Genomic DNA, 18,503 nt, shown 5'->3' with positions numbered 1-18,503 from the left:
ACGGCCGCTAATCGAGCTACGATGTACGCCAACGGTTCTCGGCCCGCGGCGCCAACGACCCAGAAGGGCGGACTCCATGCTCGTGCGCGTGCAGAATGCGGCAGGCACCGATGCCGAGCTGGCACTGATCGACTGGCTGCGCACCTGGAAGGACCCGGCCAGCCCGCACGGGGTGGCCACGATCAACTGCGGCCTGTTCCACAACGACCGGCTGCACCACTTCGACGCCGTGGTCTGGACGCCGACGAGCTGTGTGGTGATCGAGGCCGAGACCTTCACCGCGCCGCAGGACGGTGTGCTGGAGATCCCGCTCAACGGCCCCTGGATGGTCTCCGGCGAGATCGCGCGGTTCGCGGGCGCGGAGAAGTCGACCCCGCTGGAGCGCTCGCGCGAGCACACCTTCGCCCTGCAGGACTACCTGGCCGCGCGGGGGCTCGGCCAGCGCGCGGTGCACGGGCTCGGGGTGATCGTGCCCATGCGGGGCGCGCGGATCGATGTGCACCAGGGCTGGAACGATCCGAGTTTCGATGTGATCGTCACCGACGACCCGCACCGGCTCGAGGAGTACTTCGAGGTGCTGGCCGCCAAGGAACACAACCTCTGGACGGCCAACGACATCGCCGTCGCCTTCCGCGGCCTGGGCATCCTGCCCTACCTGCCCGCGCCGCAGGACCTGCTCAACGAGGGTTTCCTGGGCCCGGTGGACGTGACGCTGTGGCACGGCGGGCCCACCCAGGCCCAGGCCGAGGCCTATGCCGAGGAGCAGGCCCGGCTCGAGAGCGAGGCGCAGAGCGGCGGCCTGGTCGCGCCCTGGTACAGCCCGTGGAAGCTCTACCCGAGGGTGACCGGCGATCTGGATTTCGGCCGGGCGTTCCTGCGGATCACCCTGGCCATCGGCATGGTCATCGCGATCGTGTGGGTGCTGTGGTTCGTGGTGACCGCGGTGCTCACCTACGGTCCGGCCTGACCCACCCGCTATCGTCACGGCGGTGATCGACCGCGCGAGCGCTGCCCGGGTGACCGCGGTCGGCGCGGGCGCCGCGCTGACCGTCGCCCTCCCGCTGACCTTCCCCGCCGACGACGGGCCCACCGCGCTAGACACCGCCGTCGCGGTCCCGGTCACCGACGCCCTGTCCCCCGGCGCGGCGCACTGGCTCGTCGCGCCCAGCAACACTCCGGTGGTGCTGGGCCTGTGGCTGGCCGCGTTCGCCTGGTTCGCGCTGCGCGGGCGCCCACGCGAGGCGGCGACGATGCTCGTGGTGCCCGCGCTCGCCGTCGCCGTCAACGCCTGGTTGCTGAAACCGCTGTGGGACAGGCAGTTACACGACTATCTCGCCTATCCCAGCGGGCACACCGTCCACTTGGTCGCCGTCGCAACGACTTTCGCCTGCCTGGTGAGCGGCACGCGGGCGCGGATCGCGGTCACGGCACTGACGCTGCTCGCGCTGGTGTCCAGCGCGGCGGGAATGCTCGAGCTGGGCTATCACCACCTCACCGATGTGCTCGGCGGTGCGGCGGCCGCGGCGGCGATGGCGATCGCCGGATGCGGGCTCGCGGCGGCCCCGCCCAGGGGGCCGGGCCGCCGCTGATCCGCTATCGGCGGTCGAAAACGCTGGCGTCGTGCAGCATTTCGGCGCGCAGCATCGTCTCCGGCACACCCATCGCCTCGACCAGGGTGAGCGCGTCGGGCCGCAGCCGGTCGACGAGCTCGTTCACGCCGCGGCGCACCGACTTGGCCCGCTCCACCGACATGAACCGGTGCATGATGTACCAGGCCAGATTCTCCTCGAGGGTGGCGTACACGTAGAGATCGCACACGGTCTCGGCCAGTGCCCTGGCCTCCTCGTCCTCGATGGTGGCGATGCCGTCGACGAACTCCTCGAGCACCAGGCGATCGATGTGCGCCGAACCCGCGGCCAGGATGTGGTCCTGGGCGTTGTTGAACGCCTCGAACGGGCCGGTGTCGGCGGCCCTGGCCCGCAGCCGGTGCGCGGCGGTGCGCAGCAGGTAGTCCTCGCGGTCGGCGAACAGCTGCAGCTGCACCGAGCGCTTGGACAGGTCACCCTCGTCGACGGTCTCGTCGCTGCGGTCGCGCAGGGTCTGGATCAGCTGGCGCACACCGGAGCGCTTGCGCACCACGTCACCGGCCATGGTGGCGGCGAACTTCACCCAGCCCATGGCGTCGAGATCGCGGACCTCGTCGGAGTAGGCGGTGAGCAGTTCCTTGGCGACGAGCTGGGTGAGTACCACATTGTCGCCCTCGAAGGTGGTGAACACATCGGTGTCGGCCTTGAGGGTCACCAGGCGGTTCTCGGTGAGATAGCCCGCGCCGCCGCAGGCTTCACGGCACTCCTGGATGGCCCTGGTCGCGTGCCGGGTCTGCGCGACCTTGAACCCGGCGGCGCGCTTCTCCAGCGCGCGCTGGGCGGCCGGCTCGGTCTCGTCGCCGCGCTGGATCACGTCCATCCGGCGCACCAGGTCGTTCTGCGCGAAGGCCAGCGCGAAGGACTTCGCGACCAGCGGCAGCAGCCTGCGCTGATGGCTGCGGTAGTCCAGCAGCAGGGTCTCCTCACCGCTGTCCGGATCGAAGAACTGGCGGCGCGCCAGCGCGTAGCGCACGGCGATGCTCAGCGCCACCCGCGTGCCCGCCGCCGCGGCGCCGCCGACGCTCACCCGGCCGCGCACCAGCGTGCCCAGGGTGGTGAAGAAGCGGCGGCTCGGGTTCTCGATCTCGGAGCTGTAGGTGCCGTCCGGGGCGACGTCGGCGTAGCGGTTGAGCAGGTTCTCCCGTGGGACCCGGACGTGGTCGAAGACGATGCGGCCGTTGTCGACACCGGGCAGGCCGCCCTTGAGGCCGTCGTCGTAGGTGGTCACGCCGGGCAGGTCGGCGCCGAGTTCGTCGCGGATCGGCACCAGCAGGCAGTGCACACCCTGTTTCTCACCGTTGGTGATCAGCTGCGCGAAGACCGCGGCCATCCGCGCGTGCACGGCGGCGCCACCGATGTAGTCCTTGCGCGCCGACGGGGTCGGGGTGTGGATGACGAATTCCTGGGTGGCCGGGTCGTAGGTGGCGGTGGTCTCCAGGTCGGCCACGTCGCTGCCGTGGCCGGATTCGGTCATCGCGAAGCAGCCGAGCAGGTCCAGCGAGATCAGCCGTTCGATGTAGTCGCGGTGGCGTTCGGTGCCCAGGTTCTCCACCGCGCCGCCGAACAGACCCCACTGCACACCGGATTTCACCCACAGCGACAGGTCGGTGTAGGCCAGCATCTCCAGCCCGGTGACCGCGCCGCCCGGATCGCCGGTGCCACCGTTCTCGGGGCGGAAGCCGCGCTCGGGATAGCCCATCGTGGCGATGGCCTTCATCTGCCCGAGCACCCGGGCCCTGGCCGCGTGGATGTCGAGTTCCGGATCGTCGGTGAAGCTGTCGTCGGCGAGCTGTACGCGCGCCTGTTCCCTGATGTCGCGCCACGGTCCGTCCAGTGCCGCGCGGAGATGTCCTGCCGTCGTCGATGTGCCGGTAGCCATGTCTTCGACACTAGCGGGACGGAAGGGGTTGCCAAGGGATTGAACGCGCGTTTAACATATTGAACATGCGTTCAACCCTCGATCTGAGTACGGCAGCCCGCATCCGCGACACCGCGATCAACCTGTTCGGCGAACAGGGATTCGGGGTCGGGGTCCGGGCCATCGCCGCGGCGGCGGGCGTGTCTCCCGGCCTGGTGAATCACCATTTCGGATCCAAGGACGGCCTGCGCGCGACCTGCGACGAGCGGGTGCTCGAGATCATCCGGGACGAGAAGCTGCGCGTCATCCGCACCAGCGGCCCGACCGCCATGCTGAACGCGATGGCCGAGGTCGAGGTCTACGCGCCCCTGGTCGCGTACATGCTGCGCAGTTTCCAGGCCGGCGGCGCGCTCGCCGAATCGCTGCTCGAGCACATGATCGGCGACGCCGAGCAGTACCTGCAGACCGCGGTCGCCGAGGGCATGATCAAGCCCAGCCGCGATCCGGCCGCGCGCGCACGCTACATCGTGCTCTGCCACGTCGGGGCGATGAACCTGGCCATGCAGATGCGCATCCAGCGCGAAGGAAAGCTCGACTACCGCGCCGCGATCCGCGATCTCTCCGACGAGCTGACGATGCCCGCGCTCGAGCTCTACACCCACGGCATGCTCACCGATTCGACACTGTTCGACACCCTCACCGAGGAGTAGAAGATGCCCACTGCCACCTCCGACCCGGTCGTCGAGATCCGGGGCCTGCGCAAGACGTTCGGCCGTTTCACCGCTCTGGACGGCCTGGACCTCACGGTCCGGCCCGGCGAGATCCACGGGTTCCTCGGCCCCAACGGCGCGGGCAAGTCCACCACGATCCGCGTGCTGCTCGGCGTCCTGCGCGCGAGCGGTGGCGAAGCGAGCCTGTTCGGGCGCGATCCGTGGACCGATGCCGTCGCCCTGCATCACCGGATCGCCTATGTCCCCGGCGATGTCACGCTCTGGCCGTCGCTGTCGGGCGGTGAGACGATCGACCTGCTGGCCCGCATGCGCGGCGGGATCGACCAGCAGCGCCGGGACGCCCTGATCGACCGGTTCGAACTGGATCCCACCAAGAAGTCGCGCGCCTATTCCAAGGGCAACCGGCAGAAGGTCGCCCTGGTCTCGGCGTTCTCGGCGAACGCCGATCTGCTCATCCTCGACGAGCCGACCTCCGGACTCGACCCGCTGATGGAACAGGTCTTCCAGGACTGTGTGCGCGAGGCGGCCGGTCGCGGGGCGACGGTGCTGCTGTCGAGTCACATCCTGTCGGAGGTCGAGCATCTCTGTGACCGGGTCACCATCATCCGGGCGGGCCGCACGGTCGAATCCGGTTCGCTGGATCAGCTGCGGCACCTGAGCCGCACCGCCATCACCGCCGAGCTCACCGGCGATCCCGGCGACGTGGCCGCCCTGCCCGGCGTCGACGATGTCGAACGCGATGGCTCCACCCTGCGCTGCCAGGTCGACGCCGAACACCTGGGCGCACTCATCCGGGTCCTCGGCGACGCCGGGGTGCGCGGCCTGACCTCCGCGCCACCCACCCTGGAAGACCTGTTCCTGCGGCACTACCACGTCGACCAGGACCCGAGCGAAGCGGCGGTGCGGGCATGACCACCGTCGCGGCCCGGCCGCCGTTCACCGAAACCCCCTTCGGCGCAGGCGAATTCGCGGGGACCGGGCAGATGCTGCGCCTGTCGCTGCGCCGCGACCGGGTGATCGCCCCGCTGTGGGCGCTGCTGATCGGGCTCATGCCCGCGTTGCAGATCGTCTCGATCAAGGACCTCTACAGCACCCAGCAGCAACTGGACCAGTTCGCCGCGACCACCGCGGCCAGTCCCGCGCTGATCGCCATGTACGGGCCCGTCTTCAGTTCCGCGCTGGGCTCGATCGGCACCTGGAAGGCCGGGGCGATGTACGCGCTGATCGCCATCGCCGCGGTGCTCACCGTCGTCCGGCACACCCGGGTCGAGGAGGAGACCGGTCGCGCGGAACTGGTGGGCGCCACCAGCATCGGCCGTTTCGCCGGGCTCACGGGCGCGTTGCTGCTGACCTACGGCGCCGCCGCGGTGGCCGGAATCGTCTGTGCCGCTTCGCTGATGGCCACCGATCTGCCCGTCGCGGGCTCGGTCGCCTTCGGGGCGGCACTGGCCGGGTCGGGGTTCGTCTGGGGTGCGATCGCCGCCGTCGCCGCGCAGGTGAGCAGCGGGGCGCGCATCGCCCGGGGTGTCGCGTTCGCGGCGCTGGGGGCGGCGTTCGCGGTGCGCGCGGTCGGTGACGCGGGCAACGGCGTGCTGTCGTGGTTCTCGCCGCTGGGCTGGTGCCTGCAGATCCGGCCGTTCGCGCAGGAGCGCTGGTGGGTGCTGATCCTGCTGGCCGCGCTCGGCGCGCTGGCCACGGCCCTCGCCTATCAGTTGCTGCGCACGCGCGATCTGGGTGCCGGGATGCTCGCCGATCGCGCCGGTCCGGCGGCCGCGGGTGCGGGGCTGGCTGGCCCGGTGGGTCTCGCGTGGCGGTTGCAGCGCGGCTCGCTGCTCGCCTGGACGATCGGCTTCGGGCTCTACGGCCTGCTCATCGGCGGTGCGGTGCAGAGCATCGGCGGCATGCTCGACGATTCGGGCACGCTGAAGGACGTGGTCACCTCCCTCGGTGGTTCGGCCGATCTGGAGAAGTCGTTCATCGCCTACGCGATCACCATGCTCGCCGCCGCGGCGGCCGCCTATTCGGTGTCATCGGTGCTGCGGCTGCACGAGGAGGAGAACTCCGGGCGGGCCGAGACGGTGCTGGCGGCCGCGGTCGGACGGGTGCGGTACGCGAGCAGTCATCTGCTGTTCGCGGTGGCCGGGCCCGCGGTGGCACTGCTGGTCTGCGGACTGGGCATCGGCGTGGTGTGGGGCGCGACCGAGGGCGGGACGGCCGACAAGATCGGCCAGTCGCTCGGCGCGGTGGCGGTGCAGCTGCCCGCGGTGTGGGTGCTGACCGCCGTGGCGATGCTGCTGTTCGGTGTGGTGCCGAAGTACGCCGCGCTCGCCTGGGCCGTGCTCAGCGCGATGATCGTGGTCTTCCTGCTCGGCTCGCTCGGCGGGCTGCCGCAGTGGATGCTGGATCTGGTGCCGTTCATCCATCCGCCGAAGCTGCCCGGCGCCGCCTTCGCACCGGCACCGCTCGCCTGGTTGCTCGCCGTCGCGGCGGCCGGTCTCGCGGTGGGAGTCCTCGCCTTCCGGCGCCGCGATCTGCGTTGACCCCAGCCGCTACCGGGCCGCCGCGGCCCGGTAGCGGCATGTTGTCCGAAACCGCGAGTTACTGAAATGGTCTGTCACACACACCCTTTGACCTGCGACAACGGGTGACAAACCCCACACGGGTATCGGCCGCCGCGCGCTTGCCCGAACAAGTTACTGACGAGTACGGTAGGCGTACCCGGGACGACGATGTGCCCGGTTCTCTCATTCCCGCCACCGTGCAGCCGGACTTCGTCCGTCGGTCTCCGCATCCACCGCCGCATGCCGGATCACTGTTGCGCGACAGGCGTTTTCCAAGATTTTCAGGAGGGGCGATGGTTTCCTACATCGTGACAGGCGGTACCGGATTTCTGGGTCGGCGAGTGGTGCAGGGGCTGCTCGCGGCCGATCCCACCGCGATCGTGCACGTGCTGGTGCGTGCCGAATCGCTGGCCAAGTTCACCGAACTGACCGCGAAGCACCCCGACAGCGACCGCGTGTTCGCCCTGGTCGGCGACCTCACGGCCCCCGGTCTGGGCCTGGGTGACGGTGCCCCGCGGGCCGACCACGTGCTGCACCTGGGCGCGGTCTACGACATGACCGCCGACGAGGAGACCGCGCACGCAGCCAATGTGGCGGGCACCCGGTCGGTGATCGCGCTGGCGCGCAAGCTCGGCGCCGTGCTGCACCACGTGTCCTCGGTGGCGGTCGCGGGTGATCACCGCGGCAAGTTCTTCGAGGAGGACTTCGACCTCGGGCAGAACCTCACCTCGCCGTACCACCGCACCAAGTTCGCGGCCGAGAAACTGGTCCGCGAGGCCGAGGACCTGCGCTGGCGGGTCTACCGGCCGGCGATCGTGGTCGGTGATTCGCGTACCGGCGCGATGGACAAGATCGACGGGCCCTACTACTTCTTCTCCGCCATCTCCGCGCTGGCGGCGCTGCCCGCCGAATTGCCGCTGCCGCTGCCCGATCTCGGCGCCACCAATGTGGTGCCGGTCGACTACGTCGCCGAGGCGATGGTGCGCCTGGTGCGGCGCGAGGGCCTCGACGGGCGCACGTTCCACCTGGTCAACCCCGAGCCACAGCCGTTCGGGGAGATCTACCGCGCGCTGGCCACGGCCGCGGGCGGGCCCACGGGCATCGGCACGGTGCCCGGCAGCGCCCGCGCGCTCACCGGGATCGGGCATCTGCCCGGCGCGCACGCGGTGCGCGATTTCCTGTTCGAGCAGGCCGGGATTCCGGCGGCGGTGGCACCGCACGTGGGATTCACCGCCGAGTTCGTCTCCGAGTCCACCCGCGCGCAACTGCCCGGGCTGACGGTGCCCGCCTTCGCCACCTACGCGGACAAGCTGTGGGATTTCTGGCGGGCCAATCTCGACCCGAACCGCGGCCGCCCGGCCCCGCACGCACATCCGCTCTCGGGCCGGACGGTGCTGATCACCGGCGCGTCCTCGGGTATCGGGCTGGCCACGGCGCAGGCCGTCGCGCGCCGGGGGGCGATCGTGCTCATGGTGGCCCGCGGCGTCGAAGACCTCACCGCCGCGGCGGAATCCGTGCGGGCCGAGGGTGGCACCGCGTTCACCTATCCGTGCGACATCACCGATGCCGCCGGCGTGGACACCCTGGTGCGGCAGGTGCTCGCCGAGCACGGTCACGTCGACTACCTGATCAACAACGCGGGCCGCTCGATCCGCCGTTCGGTCGCCAATTCGGTCGACCGCATGCACGATTTCGAGCGCACCATGGCGGTGAACTACTTCGGCGCGGTGCGGCTGATCCTGGCGCTGCTGCCCTCGATGCGGGAGCGGCACTTCGGTCACATCGTCAACATCTCCTCGATCGCGGTGCAGACCAAGGTTCCGCGCTTCGCCGCCTACGCGGCCAGCAAGTCGGCGCTGGACAACTTCAGCGATATCGCCGCCGTCGAGAACCGCGGCGCCGGAGTGACTTTCACCTCGATCCGGATGCCGCTGGTGCGCACGCCCATGGTCGCCCCGACCGATCTGTACCGGGCGCTGCCGCTGCCCGAGCCCGAGCGGGCCGCCGATATCGTCGTGCGCGCGCTGCTCGAGCGGCCCGACCGCATCGACACCCCGGTCGGGACGTTCGCCCAGGCGGTGGAGATGTTCCTGCCCTCGCTCAAGCGCACGATCATGCACACCGGCTTCCGCCTGTTCGGGGAATCCACCGCGGCCCAGGGCAAACCGGCCGTCGCGACCGTGGTCGCGGAGCCGGTGGAGCCCGCCGCACCCGCCGAGCCGTCCCGCAACGCGCTCACCGCGCTGGCGCCCGTGCTCACCCCGCTCATGGTGGTTCCGGGTTCCGCGGCCCGGATGAGCCGGATCCTGCCGGGCGTGCACTGGTAGTTCCCGCGGTTACGCGGCCCGGTCACGACCTGTCCACGGTCGTGACCGGGCCGTTCGCGTCCGGAGCGAGCGCGTCCTCACTCGGCCTGCCGGACGTGGGCCGGGCGGGGTAGCCTCGGCGTCGAGCTACTCGACGTGGGGGTGAGTCATGGGCGAGCACAACGTATTCCGACCCAGGAACCTGGTCCGTCCCGATGCCGTCCTGCGCGGCGACGAGGTGGGTGACGGGCCGACGGTTCTGCTGTTGCACGCGGGCGGGGAACGGCGCCGGGTGTGGGCGCCGGTCGTCGACAGCCTCGTCGCGGACGGGCTGCGCTGTGTGGCCTTCGACCAGCGCGGACACGGCGACAGCGACGGCACACTGGACGCACTGGCACCGTGCGCGGCCGATGTCGCCGCACTGGTGGACGCCGAACCCGGCTGTGTGATCGTCGGCGCGTCGCTGGGCGGGCTCGCCGCCGTGGCGGCGCTCGCCGATCCGTCCACGCGCGCGAAGGTGGCGGGTCTGGTGCTGGTGGATGTCGTCCCCGGCCTCGACGCGGACCGGGTCCGCGGTTTCCTCGGTGCGGGCGGATTGCTCGATCGCTACCGGGATTTCGTGGAGGACACGCTCACCCAGGTGCCGCGGCTGCGGCAGATCACCGCCGGTCTCGACCTGCCGATCCTGCTGGTCCGCGGTGATCTCGGTTCAGCGGTCACCGACGCCGACGCCGCCGACCTGCTCGACCTCGCTCCCCACGCCACGGTGGCCCACGTGCCCGGGGCCGGTCACCTCGTCGCGCGCGATCAGCCCGCGGCACTGGCCCGAATCCTCGCGGACACCGCCTCGACGTGGCCCGCCCTGGCGCTGCTGCGCGAACTCGGCGCCGCCCTGCTCGACCACCCCGGCGGCGATCTGCTCGATCACCTGCGGCGCGTCCACGACCTGGTCACCACCCTGGGTGGCGGCCCCCGGGTCCGCCTCGCCGCCCTCACCCACGCCACCTACGGCACCGACGGCTTCCCCCACCCGCTGCTGGGCCCCGGCCAGCGCGCCCGCCTCCGCACCGCCCTCGGCGCCACCGCCGAGTCCCTCGTCTACCACTACGGCGCCTGCGATCGCGCGGCCACCTACCCGCACCTCGGTGAATCCCCGCTCCCCCTGACCGACCGCTTCACCGGCGAAACCCGCCCGCTGACGGCCGCCGATCTCCCCGACTTCGCCCTGCTCACCCTCGCCAACGAACTCGACATCCTCGACCACGCTCCCCTCGCCCCGGAAGCCACCCACGCCATCCGCGCCCTCATCAGCCGGTGCGCCATCTACCTTCCCGAACCCACCACCCGAACCCTCACCGACCTCCTGCGCTGAGCCCGACCGCTCCACAGCGGTCCGACACGGCGGATGGCCCGGTCGCGCCGACGTTGGCCGACGCCGGTAACCGGTAGGCGTCGGCCCTTCCACGGCGAATCAGTGCTCGCAGAGGGAGAATTCGCGTTCGTAGAGGTCTTCGTTGTGTTCGTCGACGAAGTACTTGCGCTCTTTCATGAGTTCCTCGCGGAAGGCTTCGGCTTCGGCGCGGGTCATGGTGGTGGTCGGCGACCAGGGTTGCTGGGGTGGGATGTCGGCGGTGGAGGTGATCGGGGTGGTGGGGTCGATCAGGAAGAACGCCAGGATCTTGCGGTGGCCGGGGCGGGTGGGGTCGGCCAGGCGGAAGGGGGCGACGCGGTGCTGGAGGATGTTCGGGAAGGCCAGGCAGCGGCCCGCTGTCGTCGGGACCGAGCCGAGGAACTGGTTCAGCGGGTCTTCGTCGTCGAGGCCGTAGACCTCGCGCATGCCCGTCGCGTCGTTCTGCTCGTAGTGCGGGTCGTCGATGGCGGCGCGGAAGCCGAGCTCACTGTCGGTGATGTTCGCCGCGTCCCAGTAGTAGATGCCCGTCGAGACGATGCGCTCGTTCATCATGCCTTCGACATGCCAGGAGCCGCCGGGGTATTCGGGCTTGTCCGGGGTGAGGTGGATGGTGGCCAGCTTGACGATCACCTGCAGGCGCCTGCCGCGCAGATCGACCCGGGACGCGTCGTCGACCGGTGCGGGCGCGTCGTATTCCGGGGCGTCGGGCACGATCGGGCGACGGTTCCGCCAGCGCTCGTCGGCGGCCTCGTCGTAGGCTTCCGAGGCTGCTTCGTAGGCCTCCCAGGCCGCCTCGTCGGCATCGTCGCCGGGCTCCTCCGGCTCCTCCCCGTCCCAATCCGCCGGATACCAGTCGAAGGGATCGGCGGTGATCCGCGGCGGCCGCGGATGACGCAGATCCGTGAGCACGTTCTCGAACAGCGGCCGCATCCGCGCGAACAGCACCGGCAGCACCGCCGCGAGATCGCGGTGGGTCTCCGGATGGACATTGTTGACGTAGGAGGCGAACTCGACCTCGCCGTCGGCACCGACCTCGACATCGGTGGGCAGCCACTGGAACTTCTCCGACAGCGCGTACCGAGCGATGCCACGATCCGTCGCAGGCCACGGCGCGTCCGCCGCCTGGCTCACCCCGCGCACGCGACAGAACAGCGAGGGGTGAACCAGATCCAGCACCTGACCGTCGGAGCCCGGATGCCAGTCCAGCTCGGCATCCGGGACATCTTCGAGGGGCCGCACCGCCGCGGCGAGCCGGTCGCGCAGTTCGTCCTCGATCAGCGAGTCCGAATGCCAGACGCCGTCCACGGCCGACACCTCGATTCCGGTCCGCTCGTCGCGCTGTGCGGCGTAGGACGCCAATTCGGCGAGCACATAACGGATCTGGGCCTCGGTGAGGCCCTGCTCGGCCGCCTCCCGCGTCCACTTGGCCTCGATCCCGGGATCGTCGCGCTTGACGAACCACTGCGGCTTGGCGCGGATGTGGGCACTGAGCTGCATCATCTGCTGTTCTCGCAGGGTGCGGACCGGTGCGACCGGGCATCTGTGGGCGACGTGGAAGGGCAGCGGAAAGGCGGTGAGATCAATCATGGCGCAGCCGAGGATAGTTCAGCGCACCGACACGATCACCGGGCGTGCGCAGGCTCCGCGGCCCACGGCTCACCCGCCGCGATGAGCGCGCGTGCGGCCCGCAGCTCGCGGGGTCTGGCCATGGCGACCGCGCCGACCGGGCGACCCTCGCGCAGAGCCACCGCGAGGAAGTCCCGGGCGGCCGGATCGCCCTCGACCACCAGTTCGTCGTGCGGGTGCATCCACCCGGCGAACTGCATCGACACCCCGTACTGATCCGTCCAGCCCCAGGGGATCTCGGCCGGTGTGGCGGGCAGGCCGAGGATCGCCCTGGCCGCGGCGGCGCCGTCGGACAGCGCGGCATTCCAGTGCTGCGCGCGTTCGAAGACACCGCGGTGCGGATGGAAGGCACTGGCCACGTCACCGGCGGCGAACACCCCCGGTGCGGACGTGCGGTAATGCTGGTCGACGACGATGCCGTCGTTCACCGCGATGCCCGCGGCCTCGGCCAGCGCCGTATCGGGCACCGAACCGATGGCGATCAGCGCGGCGGCGGCGCCGAAGACGCGGCCGTCCGCGGTGGTGGCCGTGACACCCTCGCCGCCTTCGGCGAGTTCGGCTGTCCTGACATCGTTCTCGACGATCACGCCGTGCTCGCGATGCAGTGCGCGCACCACCTCCGAGACCGCCGCGGGCACGATCCGGTCGAGCAGGGCCGGGCCCGCCTCGAGCAGGGTGACCCGCGCGCCGAGCCCGCGGGCGGTCGCGGCGACCTCGCACCCGATCAGTCCACCGCCGAGCACGAGCAGCGAACCACCCGTATCGATCGCCGACTGCAATGCCGTGACATCGGCGCGGCCGCGCAGGGTGTGCACCCGCGGCGAGCCGGTCTCGATCGTGCGGGCGCGTGCGCCGGTCGCGAGCAGCAGGCTGTCGTAGCCGAGCTGTTCACCGGTGTGCAGACGCACGGTGGCCCGGTCGGTGTCGACGGACTCCACCCGGGTCGCCGGGCGCAGCTCGATCGCGTTGTCGGCCCAGAACTTGACCGGTTTCAGCAGGACGCGCTCGAACGAGGCGGTGGCGGCGAGCAGTTCCTTGGACACCGCGGGCCGCCGGTACGGCAGGTCGGGTTCGGCGCCGAGCAGCACGATCTCGCCGGCGTAGCCCTCGCGGCGCAGGGTCTGGGCCGCGGTGGCACCGGCGACACCGGTGCCCACGATGACGACACGCCCGCTCATCCGCGGCTCACCTCCCGCATGTCGAAATCGGCCTTGGCCGCACCGCAATCCGGGCAGGACCAGTCGTCGGGGATCTCGTCCCAGCGCGTGCCGGGGGCGATACCGTCCTCGGGCCAGCCCAGCGCCTCGTCGTATTCGAATCCGCACTGCACACACTGGTAGAGCTTGTAGTCGGTCATCGGGACACCTCTCCGGCCGGTTCGAAATCGAGCTTCTCGCGCACGCCGCAGTCGGGGCAGCACCAGTCGTCGGGAATGGACTCCCAGGCGGTGCCTGGGGCGAAACCCTCACGGGGAGCGCCGTTCCGCTCGTCGTAGACGTAGTCGCACACGGGGCAGACGTAGGACATCAGGCCGCTCCGTACTTCGCCAGGACCCGCTCCCGCTTGGCGGGCTGGATGTTCACCCGGGTGATGTCGCCCTGGTAGTGGGCCAGGACGCGATGGTCCATCACCTTGCGCCACAGCGGCGTCAGATAGGCCAGGCCGATCAGGCTCGCGTAGCCGCTGGGCAGTTCGGGGGCGCCGTCCATGTGGCGCAGGGTCTGGTAGCGGCGGGTGGGGTTGGCGTGATGGTCGCTGTGGCGCTGCAGGTGGTAGAGGAAGATGTTGGTGACGATGTGGTCGGAGTTCCAGCTGTGCTCGGGGGTGCAGCGCTCGTAGCGGCCCGAGGCCGTCTTCTGCCGCAGCAGTCCATAGTGCTCGAGGTAGTTCACCGTCTCGAGCAGCGAGAAGCCGTAGACGGCCTGGATCAGCAGGAACGGCAGAATCGCCGGACCGAAGGCCACGACCAGCGCGCCCCACAGCACCACCGACATGAGCCAGGCGTTGAGCACGTCGTTGCGCAGCGAGAACACGCTGGTGCCCAGGCGCTGCAGGCGGGTGCGCTCGAGCTCCCAGGCGGAGCTCAGGCTGCCCCACACGCTGCGCGGCAGGAAGCCCCAGAAGGATTCGCCGAACCGGGCGCTGGCCGGGTCCTCCGGCGTGGCGACCCGCACGTGGTGGCCGCGGTTGTGCTCGATGTAGAAGTGGCCGTAGAAGGTCTGGGCCAGAGTGATCTTGGACAGCCAGCGTTCGAGTTCGTCCTTCTTGTGGCCGAGTTCGTGCGCGGTGTTGATCCCGATGCCGCCCATCGCGCCTATGGTGAAGGCCAGGCCGATCTTCGAGACGAGTCCCAGCCCGCCGTCGATACCCAGCCACGACAGGTCGGTCGCGGTCCACAGGTAGCAGGCCAGGACCAGGCTGACCAGTTGCAGCGGGATGTAGGCGTAGGTGCAGTAGCGGTAGTACCGGTCGTTCTCCAGCCGCGCCATCACCTCCTCGGGCGGATTCTCGCCGTCGGGGCCGAAGAAGCGATCCAGGATCGGCAGCAGGACGTAGAGCAGGATCGGGCCCAGCCACCACCACACCGGCGCGACCGCTTGCCAGCCGAGCTGGTCGAACGCCCACACGAAGCCCATCGCCAGCAGTGTCGCGCTGGGGGCGATGAGACCGAACAGCCACAGGTAGCGCTTGGGATCACGCCAGTGCGGTGGCGCGGTGGACGCGTCGTGGTCACCGATCCGAGATGTCGTCATTGCCATTCTCCTCATCGCCGAGACCCGGACAGATGCTCATCCGGAGTCGCCTTCGTTTACAACATAGCGGTTTGTGTTCCGTATGGATACACATTTGGCCAGATTGTCAACGAACGTGTCGATCGACCGGCACATGTATGCTGCGGAGGTGGCCGAATCGCCGAACTTTCACGCCGAAATGCGTCAGCTGCTGCGCGATCGCATGCTCGACGCCGCCCGCACGATGGTCATCACCGAGGGCTGGGGGTCGGTGAACATGTCGCGGGTGGCCAAGGAAGTCGGCATCAGCAGGCCGGTGCTGTACAAGGAGATCGGCACCAAACAGGCGCTCGCGGACGCGCTGATCGAGCGCGAGACCGGGATCTACCTGACCGGGATCGCAGAAACGCTCGCCGCCCACCGCACCGACCCGATCGCCGGGATGACCGCGGCGGCGGAGTACACGCTGCGAACCGCGGGCGACAACACCCTGATCAAGGCCGTGCTCTCGGCCCGGCAGGACGCCGACACCGCCCTGCTGCCCGCGCTGGTCAGCGATCCGGAGCCGGTGCTCGGCCGGGCCGTCGCCGCACTCACCGCCACCGTGCGCGAGCAGTACCGCTTCGACGAGCTCACCGACGACGAGGTCGTCGGCATCGTCGAGATCATGGTGCGGCTGACATTGAGTCACCTGTTCCAGCCGACGGGCAGCGTCGATCGCGCGGTCGCGCAGATCGGCGCTGTCCTGTCCGGGGTGATGCCCGGCGCCTGAGCGGCGGGCTCACAACCGCGCGTTCACCTGCCCGGCGGCCGCCCCGAAGGACCAGCCGTAGGCACCGTGCGCGGCCGGGAAGATCCCGCCCGCGCACACCGGATCACCCGCGGTGCAGTAGTTCGCCGTGCGGCCCGCGTACAGCGGCGCGACGCCCTGGCCCACCAGCCGCAGCGGATCGCCGAAGAGCAGCACCGCGACCACCCGCGACGACAGTTCCCCGGGCAGCACATACATCCCGGGCAGCAGCATCATGGCGGGCGAGCCCAGCACGCCGTGGGTCACCGCGGCGCCCTGCGAGTAGCCGACCAGGACGAAGCGCTGGTCGGGGCAGGCCGCGGCCTGGGCCATCACGTGCGCGGTCATCGCCCGGGTGCCGTCGCTGACCGAGGAGGGAACCAGCAGGTCGGCGGGATATTCGACGCGGTGGGCGGTGGTGTCGACCGGTAGCTGAGCGCTCAGTACCGCGTAGAGCGGGTCACCGATGACCGCTCCCAGGTAGCCGGGTTCGTTGGTGCCACGGGCGACGACGACATCGATGCTCGCGCAGTTCTGCGCCATCGCTGTCGTCTGGGACATCGCTGTCCCGATCCCTGCGGCCAGTAGCACCACCGCCAGCGCTCGCGCTGTCCGTCCTACGCCGATTCGAATTACCTTCCGGTTGGTCATCGTGCCCACCCACTCACGCCGTTGTGAGAAATAGAGAAATGAGCGATCACCGTCCACCGCAAGGGCATTCGGCGCGCTCAGGGTGGGAATACCCGCTGACCGGCATCGGCACGGCGCGAACTCGGCATCCCTTGTGCCACGATCGCGTCTCGGAATCGCCTGCGGCGCAAGGCCGCAGGCACGGAATCAGTGCTTCTTGGGCTTCTTCTTGTACTTGGGCTTGTCGTGGTCGGGCTCCCACTCGTAGCCGGCGACGCCGCGTTCGCAGTAGGAGTCGGCGACCAGGACGTCGCCCTGATCGCGCTCGCACCAGCGGGTCTTCGAGCAGGAGGTGGCGCCGAGCCCCGCCAGGACGGCGAGAGTGAGCACGGCGGCGCCGGTACGGGTGCGGACCTTCATGGAAATCGTGGGCCTTTCCTCGACGAAACATCGCTGGTCAGGGCGTTTTCCAGGACTTCTCCCCTACCCCCGACCCACCAATGCTACGTTCCAGGGCATGTCGAGCACAGCGCCTGATCCGCTAGCAGATTTCACTCCCGACGCGATTGTCGTCGGCGCCGGGCTCGCGGGCCTGGTCGCCACCCACGAACTCGTCCTGGCCGGACGCAAGGTGCTGGTGCTCGACCAGGAGAATCGCGCCAATCTCGGTGGGCAGGCGTTCTGGTCGCTGGGCGGACTGTTCTTCGTCGACAGCCCCGAACAGCGTCGGCTGGGGATCAAGGACTCCTACGAGCTGGCCCTGCAGGACTGGCTGGGTTCGGCCGGGTTCGACCGCGAGGACGAGGACCGGATGGCCAGGCAGTGGGCGCAGGCCTATGTGCGCTTCGCCACCGACGAGAAGCGGGACTACCTGCACGCCTTGGGTTTACGGGTCACCCCGCTGGTCGGCTGGGCCGAGCGTGGCGGCGGGCTGGCCGACGGGCACGGCAACTCCGTGCCGCGGTTCCATCTCACCTGGGGTACCGGTCCCGAGGTGCTGCGCGTCTTCCTCGAACCGGTGCTCGTGGGTGAGGCGAAAGGTCTGGTGCGCTTCGCTTTCCGGCACCGGGTCGACGAGCTGGTCGTCAGCGACGGCGCCGTCACCGGGGTCCGTGGCAGCGTGCTCGCCGACAGCGACACCGAGCGCGGTGTCGCGTCGAACCGAGATGTGGTGGGCGAGTTCGACTTCCACGCCCCCGCGGTGCTGGTGAGCTCGGGCGGGATCGGCCACGCGCACGAGCTGATCCGCCGCAACTGGCCCACCGAGCGGCTGGGCCCGTGCCCGGAGACGATGATCTCCGGTGTCCCCGCCTATGTGGACGGCCGGATGCTCGGGATCTCCGAGGCGGCCGGTGCCTCGCTGGTCAACCGGGACCGGATGTGGCACTACACCGAGGGCATCAACAACTGGGACCCGGTCTGGCCCGACCATGCCATCCGGATCATCCCCGGCCCGTCCTCGCTGTGGTTCGACGCCGACGGCATCCGCATGCCCGCACCGTGTTTCCCCGGTTTCGACACCAACGAGACCATGCGCCGGATTCTGTCGACCGGGCACGACTACTCCTGGTTCGTGCTCAATCAGACGATCATCGAGAAGGAGTTCGCGCTGTCGGGGTCGGAGCAGAACCCCGACATCACCGGCAAGGACCTCAAACTCACGTTGCGCAGCCGCGTCGCCAAGGGCGCGCCGGGCCCGGTGGAGGCGTTCAAGCAGCACGGGGTGGACTTCGTCGTCGCCGACACGCTGGCCGAACTCGTCGACGGGATGAACGCGATCGCCCGCGGCCCGCGGCTCGACGCCGCCGATCTCGAACGCCAGATCGTCGCGCGCGACCGGGAGGTGCGCAATCCCTACACCAAGGACGCGCAGATGGCCGCGATCCACAACGCCCGCAAGTACTTCGGTGACAAGGCGGGCCGGGTGGCCAAGCCGCATCGCATTCTCGACCCGGCCGAGGGCCCGCTGATCGCGGTACGGCTCAACGTCCTGACCCGCAAGACGCTCGGTGGCTTGCAGACCGATCTCGATTCACAGGTGCTGCGCCCGGACGGTTCGGCCTTCCCCGGGCTCTACGCCGCGGGCGAGGTCGCCGGATTCGGCGGCGGCGGCGTGCACGGTTACAACGCGCTCGAGGGCACGTTCCTCGGGGGATGCATCTTCTCCGGCCGGGCGGCCGGGCGCGCGATGGCGAAGGCGCCGCGCGGCTGA

17 protein-coding genes are annotated in these 18,503 nt (G+C 70.0%); 9 read left to right on the top strand and 8 right to left on the bottom strand.

Translation table 11 applies throughout. From position 1 onward, the window contains the following. Positions 1-88: 88 nt before the first annotated feature. Positions 89-967: an NERD domain-containing protein gene (locus ACFC06_RS02225; RefSeq protein WP_375926902.1), complete on the top strand. Its 879-nt coding sequence runs from the start codon at positions 89-91 to the stop codon at positions 965-967. Between the two features lie 22 nt (positions 968-989). Then, on the top strand, positions 990-1,589 hold the full coding sequence (locus ACFC06_RS02220; protein WP_375926899.1) for a phosphatase PAP2 family protein: 600 nt from the start codon (positions 990-992) through the stop codon (positions 1,587-1,589). A 4-nt stretch (positions 1,590-1,593) separates the two neighbouring features. Here ACFC06_RS02220 and ACFC06_RS02215 read toward each other — a convergent pair whose 3' ends face one another. Next, a complete protein-coding gene (locus ACFC06_RS02215) occupies positions 1,594-3,525 on the bottom strand; it encodes an acyl-CoA dehydrogenase (RefSeq protein ID WP_375926896.1) in 1,932 nt (643 codons plus the stop codon). A 65-nt stretch (positions 3,526-3,590) separates the two neighbouring features. On the opposite strand from ACFC06_RS02215, the gene ACFC06_RS02210 reads away from it, so the two are divergent. From ACFC06_RS02210 to ACFC06_RS02190, 5 genes are all read left to right on the top strand, one after another. After that, complete coding sequence (locus tag ACFC06_RS02210; protein ID WP_375926893.1) at positions 3,591-4,214, top strand: TetR family transcriptional regulator; 624 nt, start codon at positions 3,591-3,593, stop codon at positions 4,212-4,214. Positions 4,215-4,217: 3 nt separating this feature from the next. After that, the gene (locus ACFC06_RS02205) at positions 4,218-5,147 is read left to right on the top strand and encodes an ATP-binding cassette domain-containing protein (protein ID WP_375926890.1); all 930 of its coding nucleotides are present in this window, start codon (positions 4,218-4,220) and stop codon (positions 5,145-5,147) included. Further along, positions 5,144-6,775, top strand: a complete 1,632-nt coding sequence (locus ACFC06_RS02200; protein ID WP_375926887.1) for an ABC transporter permease — start codon at positions 5,144-5,146, stop codon at positions 6,773-6,775. The genes ACFC06_RS02205 and ACFC06_RS02200 overlap by 4 nt, the downstream gene beginning before the upstream one ends. 314 nt (positions 6,776-7,089) lie before the next feature. Beyond that, complete coding sequence (locus tag ACFC06_RS02195; RefSeq protein ID WP_375926884.1) at positions 7,090-9,123, top strand: SDR family oxidoreductase; 2,034 nt, start codon at positions 7,090-7,092, stop codon at positions 9,121-9,123. A gap of 148 nt (positions 9,124-9,271) precedes the next feature. Further along, a complete protein-coding gene (locus tag ACFC06_RS02190) occupies positions 9,272-10,474 on the top strand; it encodes an alpha/beta fold hydrolase (RefSeq protein WP_375926881.1) in 1,203 nt (400 codons plus the stop codon). Between the two features lie 99 nt (positions 10,475-10,573). Here the strand turns inward: ACFC06_RS02190 and ACFC06_RS02185 are convergent, their stop codons facing one another. The 5 genes from ACFC06_RS02185 to ACFC06_RS02165 are packed head-to-tail and all read right to left on the bottom strand — an operon-like array spanning position 10,574 to position 14,892. Further along, positions 10,574-12,100, bottom strand: a complete 1,527-nt coding sequence (locus ACFC06_RS02185) for a DUF4246 domain-containing protein (RefSeq protein WP_375926878.1) — start codon at positions 12,098-12,100, stop codon at positions 10,574-10,576. A 35-nt stretch (positions 12,101-12,135) separates the two neighbouring features. Then, positions 12,136-13,317 carry an NAD(P)/FAD-dependent oxidoreductase gene (locus tag ACFC06_RS02180; RefSeq protein ID WP_375926875.1) on the bottom strand — a complete coding sequence of 394 codons (1,182 nt, stop codon included), beginning with the start codon at positions 13,315-13,317 and terminating at the stop codon, positions 12,136-12,138. After that, a complete protein-coding gene (locus tag ACFC06_RS02175) occupies positions 13,314-13,496 on the bottom strand; it encodes a rubredoxin (RefSeq protein WP_375926872.1) in 183 nt (60 codons plus the stop codon). Before ACFC06_RS02175 ends, ACFC06_RS02180 begins: the two co-directional genes overlap by 4 nt. Next, positions 13,493-13,669 carry a rubredoxin gene (locus tag ACFC06_RS02170; RefSeq protein ID WP_375935145.1) on the bottom strand — a complete coding sequence of 59 codons (177 nt, stop codon included), beginning with the start codon at positions 13,667-13,669 and terminating at the stop codon, positions 13,493-13,495. Before ACFC06_RS02170 ends, ACFC06_RS02175 begins: the two co-directional genes overlap by 4 nt. Beyond that, positions 13,666-14,892, bottom strand: coding sequence for an alkane 1-monooxygenase (locus tag ACFC06_RS02165; RefSeq protein ID WP_375926869.1), 1,227 nt, complete (start codon positions 14,890-14,892; stop codon positions 13,666-13,668). The genes ACFC06_RS02170 and ACFC06_RS02165 overlap by 4 nt, the downstream gene beginning before the upstream one ends. Positions 14,893-15,040: 148 nt before the next feature. On the opposite strand from ACFC06_RS02165, the gene ACFC06_RS02160 reads away from it, so the two are divergent. Further along, the gene (locus ACFC06_RS02160) at positions 15,041-15,643 is read left to right on the top strand and encodes a TetR family transcriptional regulator (RefSeq protein ID WP_375926866.1); all 603 of its coding nucleotides are present in this window, start codon (positions 15,041-15,043) and stop codon (positions 15,641-15,643) included. Positions 15,644-15,652: 9 nt separating this feature from the next. Here ACFC06_RS02160 and ACFC06_RS02155 read toward each other — a convergent pair whose 3' ends face one another. Together ACFC06_RS02155 and ACFC06_RS02150 are read right to left on the bottom strand one after the other, a co-directional pair. Beyond that, positions 15,653-16,222, bottom strand: coding sequence for a cutinase family protein (locus tag ACFC06_RS02155; protein ID WP_375926862.1), 570 nt, complete (start codon positions 16,220-16,222; stop codon positions 15,653-15,655). Between the two features lie 276 nt (positions 16,223-16,498). Continuing rightward, positions 16,499-16,711 carry a hypothetical protein gene (locus tag ACFC06_RS02150; RefSeq protein ID WP_278262076.1) on the bottom strand — a complete coding sequence of 71 codons (213 nt, stop codon included), beginning with the start codon at positions 16,709-16,711 and terminating at the stop codon, positions 16,499-16,501. A gap of 97 nt (positions 16,712-16,808) precedes the next feature. Here ACFC06_RS02150 and ACFC06_RS02145 point away from each other — a divergent pair, with 97 nt between their 5' ends. After that, positions 16,809-18,503, top strand: coding sequence for an FAD-binding dehydrogenase (locus ACFC06_RS02145; RefSeq protein ID WP_375926858.1), 1,695 nt, complete (start codon positions 16,809-16,811; stop codon positions 18,501-18,503).

It is taken from the genome of Nocardia sp. NPDC056064, assembly GCF_042266925.1.
In the GTDB taxonomy this organism is placed as follows: Bacteria; Actinomycetota; Actinomycetes; order Mycobacteriales; family Mycobacteriaceae; genus Nocardia.
This window is presented reverse-complemented; position numbering and strand designations above follow the sequence as displayed.

What these genes read in the sequence shown, in the direction of transcription:
- ACFC06_RS02185 (WP_375926878.1), bottom strand. Translation starts at nt 12,100, where the DNA reads ATGATTGATCTCACCGCCTTTCCGCTGCCCTTCCACGTCGCCCACAGA.
- ACFC06_RS02155 (WP_375926862.1), bottom strand. Translation starts at nt 16,222, where the DNA reads ATGTCCCAGACGACAGCGATGGCGCAGAACTGCGCGAGCATCGATGTC.
- ACFC06_RS02190 (WP_375926881.1), top strand. Translation starts at nt 9,272, where the DNA reads ATGGGCGAGCACAACGTATTCCGACCCAGGAACCTGGTCCGTCCCGAT.
- ACFC06_RS02180 (WP_375926875.1), bottom strand. Translation starts at nt 13,317, where the DNA reads ATGAGCGGGCGTGTCGTCATCGTGGGCACCGGTGTCGCCGGTGCCACC.
- ACFC06_RS02205 (WP_375926890.1), top strand. Translation starts at nt 4,218, where the DNA reads ATGCCCACTGCCACCTCCGACCCGGTCGTCGAGATCCGGGGCCTGCGC.
- ACFC06_RS02200 (WP_375926887.1), top strand. Translation starts at nt 5,144, where the DNA reads ATGACCACCGTCGCGGCCCGGCCGCCGTTCACCGAAACCCCCTTCGGC.
- ACFC06_RS02215 (WP_375926896.1), bottom strand. Translation starts at nt 3,525, where the DNA reads ATGGCTACCGGCACATCGACGACGGCAGGACATCTCCGCGCGGCACTG.
- ACFC06_RS02145 (WP_375926858.1), top strand. Translation starts at nt 16,809, where the DNA reads ATGTCGAGCACAGCGCCTGATCCGCTAGCAGATTTCACTCCCGACGCG.
- ACFC06_RS02150 (WP_278262076.1), bottom strand. Translation starts at nt 16,711, where the DNA reads ATGAAGGTCCGCACCCGTACCGGCGCCGCCGTGCTCACTCTCGCCGTC.
- ACFC06_RS02175 (WP_375926872.1), bottom strand. Translation starts at nt 13,496, where the DNA reads ATGACCGACTACAAGCTCTACCAGTGTGTGCAGTGCGGATTCGAATAC.
- ACFC06_RS02165 (WP_375926869.1), bottom strand. Translation starts at nt 14,892, where the DNA reads ATGACGACATCTCGGATCGGTGACCACGACGCGTCCACCGCGCCACCG.
- ACFC06_RS02195 (WP_375926884.1), top strand. Translation starts at nt 7,090, where the DNA reads ATGGTTTCCTACATCGTGACAGGCGGTACCGGATTTCTGGGTCGGCGA.
- ACFC06_RS02210 (WP_375926893.1), top strand. Translation starts at nt 3,591, where the DNA reads ATGCGTTCAACCCTCGATCTGAGTACGGCAGCCCGCATCCGCGACACC.